At 72.5% G+C, this 4,035-nt stretch carries 5 protein-coding genes; 3 read left to right on the forward strand and 2 right to left on the reverse strand.

Annotated elements, in window-relative coordinates; genetic code table 11:
- Positions 1–182: peptidoglycan-binding domain-containing protein (locus tag CCL05_RS28355; protein WP_143589959.1), on the forward strand; the 182-nt coding region annotated here is incomplete at its 5' end.
- A 113-nt stretch (positions 183–295) separates the two neighbouring features.
- The gene (locus CCL05_RS28360; protein WP_086563423.1) at positions 296–889 is read left to right on the forward strand and encodes an ALF repeat-containing protein; all 594 of its coding nucleotides are present in this window, start codon (positions 296–298) and stop codon (positions 887–889) included.
- 48 nt (positions 890–937) lie between these two features.
- Here CCL05_RS28360 and purH read toward each other — a convergent pair whose 3' ends face one another.
- Positions 938–2,500, reverse strand: a complete 1,563-nt coding sequence (purH, locus tag CCL05_RS28365) for a bifunctional phosphoribosylaminoimidazolecarboxamide formyltransferase/IMP cyclohydrolase (protein ID WP_086563425.1) — start codon at positions 2,498–2,500, stop codon at positions 938–940.
- A complete protein-coding gene (purN, locus tag CCL05_RS28370; protein WP_086563426.1) occupies positions 2,497–3,135 on the reverse strand; it encodes a phosphoribosylglycinamide formyltransferase in 639 nt (212 codons plus the stop codon). Before purN ends, purH begins: the two co-directional genes overlap by 4 nt.
- 317 nt (positions 3,136–3,452) lie before the next feature.
- On the opposite strand from purN, the gene CCL05_RS28375 reads away from it, so the two are divergent.
- The coding region (locus CCL05_RS28375; protein WP_086563427.1) for a hypothetical protein at positions 3,453–4,035 on the forward strand (583 nt) is incomplete at its 3' end.

A 4,035-nucleotide genomic window follows, 5' to 3' on the forward strand; every position in this document is an offset into this window, starting at 1 on the left:
GCGTCGTGCAGGTGCAGTGCATGCTGGCCAAGCGCGGCTACGACGTGGGCGGCACGGGCGTGGACGGCCAGTTCGGCAAGGGCACCGCCACGGCGGTACGCGGCTTCCAGCGCGCCAAGGGGCTGGAGCCCGACGGCAAGGTCGGCCCCCGGACGTGGGCGGCGCTGCGCTCCTCGACCTGAAAAGGGAGCTGCCGCGCGCGACGGTAAATGTGAGGATGTCCGCACCGGGCCCAGGCACCCGCCTGGCACCACCCGGCCTCACCAACTCCCTTGCCCGTTAGGAAGGTTCCCGCATGAGATCCACCCGCGGTGTCCTGATCGTCGCCGCCGCCCTGGCGCCGGCCCTCCTGCTCACCACCCCCGCCCTCGCCGCCGGCCCGGCCCCGGCGGCCCCCGCCGCGACCGCCACCGCGGTGACGGACGGCACGCCGGTGGACGAGATGTCGGAGGACGACCTGCGGGTCGCGATCGCCCGCATCATCGCCGACGAGGACAGCGGCCGAGGTGTCATCAGGGAGGCCAACGAGGCCCTCGACGGCACCGTGGAGGACATGCGGGAGTTCCTGAAGACGGGCTACCGCCTCGCCCAGGCCGAGGACGACCGCGTCGCCATCGTCCGCATCATCGGCGACCCCGACTCCGGCCGAGGCGTCAAGCGCGAAGCCACCAAGGCCCTCGACACCAACACCCCGGAAGCCCTGCGCGCCTTCCTGGAGACCGGCTACCGCCTCGCCCAGGCCGAGGACGACCGCGTCGCCATCGCCCGCATCCTGGCCGACCCGACCATCAGCGCGGCGCTCCGGGCCGCCGCCGAGGAGGCCATCGACGGCACTCCGGAGGAGCTGCGGTACTTCCTGGAGGTCGGGCAGTACGAGGTCGACGGCTGAGTCGTACGGGGAGCGGGCCGGCGTTGATCGCCGACCCGCTCGCCACCGTCAGTGGAAGAAGTGCCGTGTCCCGGTGAAGTACATCGTGATGCCGGCCTTCTGCGCGGCCTCGACGACCAGTTCGTCACGGACGGAACCGCCGGGCTGCACGATGGCCTTGACGCCGGCGGCGCCCAGGACGTCGATGTTGTCGGGGAACGGGAAGAACGCGTCCGACGCGACGTACGCGCCCCGGGCCCGCTCGGCCCCGGCCCGCTCCACCGCCAGCTTGCAGGAGTCGACCCGGTTGACCTGTCCCATGCCGACGCCCACCGAGGCGCCGTCCTTGGCGAGCAGGATCGCGTTGGACTTCACCGCGCGGCAGGCCTTCCAGGCGAAGGCGAGCTGCTGGAGCTCACCGGCGTCCAGCGCCTCGCCGGTCGCCAGCGTCCAGTGGGCCGGGTCGTCGCCGTCGGCCTGGAGCCGGTCGGTCACCTGGAGCAGCGCGCCGCCGTCGATCGGCTTGACCTCGACCGGGGCGGAGGGCCCGTCGGGGCAGCGCAGCACGCGGATGTTCTTCTTCTTGGTGAGGGCCTCCAGGGCGCCGTCCTCGTAGTCCGGCGCGACGATGACCTCGGTGAAGATCTCCGCGACCTGCTCGGCCATCTCCTTGCTGACCGGGCGGTTGACCGCGATCACGCCGCCGAACGCCGACAGCGGGTCACAGGCGTGCGCCTTGCGGTGCGCCTCGGCGACGTCCGCGCCCACCGCGATACCGCAGGGGTTGGCGTGCTTGATGATCGCGACGCAGGGCTCGGCGTGGTCGTACGCGGCACGGCGGGCGGCGTCCGTGTCCGTGTAGTTGTTGTACGACATCTCCTTGCCGTGCAGCTGCTCGGCCTCGGCGAGACCGCCGGTGCGGGAGACGTACAGGGCGGCCGGCTGGTGCGGGTTCTCGCCGTAGCGCAGGGTGTGCTCGCGCTCCCAGGTGGCGCCGAGGAAGTCGGGGAACTGCGACTCGTCGACGGGCGCGTAGGAGGAGGCGAACCAGGAGGCGACGGCCACGTCGTATGCGGCCGTGTGCTGGAAGGCCTCGGCGGCGAGCCGCTTGCGGGTGGCGAGGTCGAAGCCGCCGCTCTGGACGGCCTTGAGCACATCGGCGTAGCGGGCCGGGCTGGTGACGACCGCGACGGACGGGTGGTTCTTGGCGGCGGCCCGGACCATCGACGGACCGCCGATGTCGATCTGCTCCACGCACTCGTCGGGCGAGGCACCGGAGGCGACGGTCTCGCGGAACGGGTACAGGTTGACGACGACGAGGTCGAACGGCTCGACACCCAGCTCGGCGAGCTGCCGCCGGTGGTCCTCCAGGCGCAGGTCGGCGAGGATGCCGGCGTGCACGCGCGGGTGCAGCGTCTTGACGCGGCCGTCCAGGCACTCGGGGAAGCCGGTGAGCTCCTCGACCTTGGTGACGGGGACGCCGGCAGCGGCGATCTTCGCAGCGGTGGAGCCGGTGGAGACGAGCTCGACCCCGGCCTCGTGGAGCCCGCGCGCGAGCTCCTCCAGCCCGGTCTTGTCGTAGACGCTGACGAGCGCCCGGCGAAGGGGCCGCTTGTTGCTCTCGGCGGTCACTGGATAACTACCTTTCGTCCCTCAATGCGATAGCCGTTGCGGGCGAGCCGCCCCACGACCTCGACGAGCAGCCTTCGCTCGACTTCCTTGATGCGCTCGTGCAGAGCGCTCTCGTCGTCCTCGTCCCGGACCTCGACCACGCCCTGGGCGATGATCGGGCCGGTGTCGACGCCGTCGTCGACGAAGTGGACGGTGCAGCCGGTGACCTTGGCGCCGTACGCGAGCGCGTCCCGCACGCCGTGGGCCCCCGGGAAACTGGGCAGCAGGGCCGGGTGCGTGTTGACGAACCGCCCGCCGAACCGGGCCAGGAACTCCTTGCCGACGATCTTCATGAACCCGGCGGAGACGACGAGGTCGGGCTCGAAGGCGGCGACGGCCTCGGCGAGGGCGGCGTCCCACTCCTCGCGGCTGCCGTAGTCCCTGACCTTGTGCACAAAGGTCGGCAGCCCAGCGCGCTCGGCGCGGGCCAGCCCCTCGATGCCCTCACGGTCGGCGCCGACGGCCACGATCTCGGCCCCGTACGCCTGCGCGCCGGCGGCGGCGATCTCGTCGAGCAGCGCCTGAAGGTTGGTGCCGGATCCGGAGACCAGCACGACGAGGCGCTTGACGCGCGGGGCCACGGGCTTGGCGGCCACGGTGGGGGCCTTTCTCGAAGGGAGCGTCTGTCCAGGCGGCCTTGGCGTTTGTACATTCATACGAATGCTTCGGGCCCCCGGATACGGGGAAGCCTACGAACCGGCCGACCGTCAGCAACGATACCGGCACACCGGACAGCCCCCACGGGACGGGGGCATGGCCGGAAGGTAGCGTCTGGGCGGAGCCGGTTCGGGAACGCCGTCCGGACGTGACGCGTTCAAGAGGTGGCGGGCCCGGGGTCCGACACCGTTCGGTTCTGTCACCCCTACCTGCTCAGCAACTCGTTCCTACTCATCAACGGGAAGACGCTCACTTGATGCCGGACCGCAGCCTGCGACTCCTCACGTTCCCCCACCTGTCGGCGCAGGGAGGGGAGCGCGGCAGCGTGCTGCTGCGGGAGCGCCCCAGCTCACCGCCCGACGCGCCGTCGGACGGCGACCGCGGCGACGAGCGAGGGCGCGGGTCCCAGGAGGACAACCCCTTCGCCCCGCCGCCCGAGGGCACCCCGGACCGGCCCTGGCAGCCGCGGCGCCCGTCGGGCGACGACTCCCAGGACGGCGGCGAGGACGACCGCGCGCCCTGGGGCAGCCAGTGGAGCGACCGGCAGCCCGGCCGCTCCTCCGACGGCTTCGGTGAACGCCCGCGCGGCGGCCCCGAGGGCCCGGGCGGCCCCCAGGGCGGCCCGAACCCGCGCTGGGACCCGACGGACCCCGCCCAGCGCCGTGCGCGCTACGCCCTGCTCTCCGGCATGTGGGCCTTCTTCTTCGCCCTCTTCAGCTGGCCGTACGTGGCGCTGCTGCTCGGCGCGCTCGCCCTCTACTGGGGCATCAGCGCCCTGCGCGCCAAGCCCCGCAGGCCCGACCCGGACTCCCCGGCCCCCGAGCAGCAGGGCCACGTAC

The organism is Streptomyces africanus, from assembly GCF_002150735.1.
Classification (GTDB): domain Bacteria; phylum Actinomycetota; class Actinomycetes; order Streptomycetales; family Streptomycetaceae; genus Streptomyces; species Streptomyces africanus.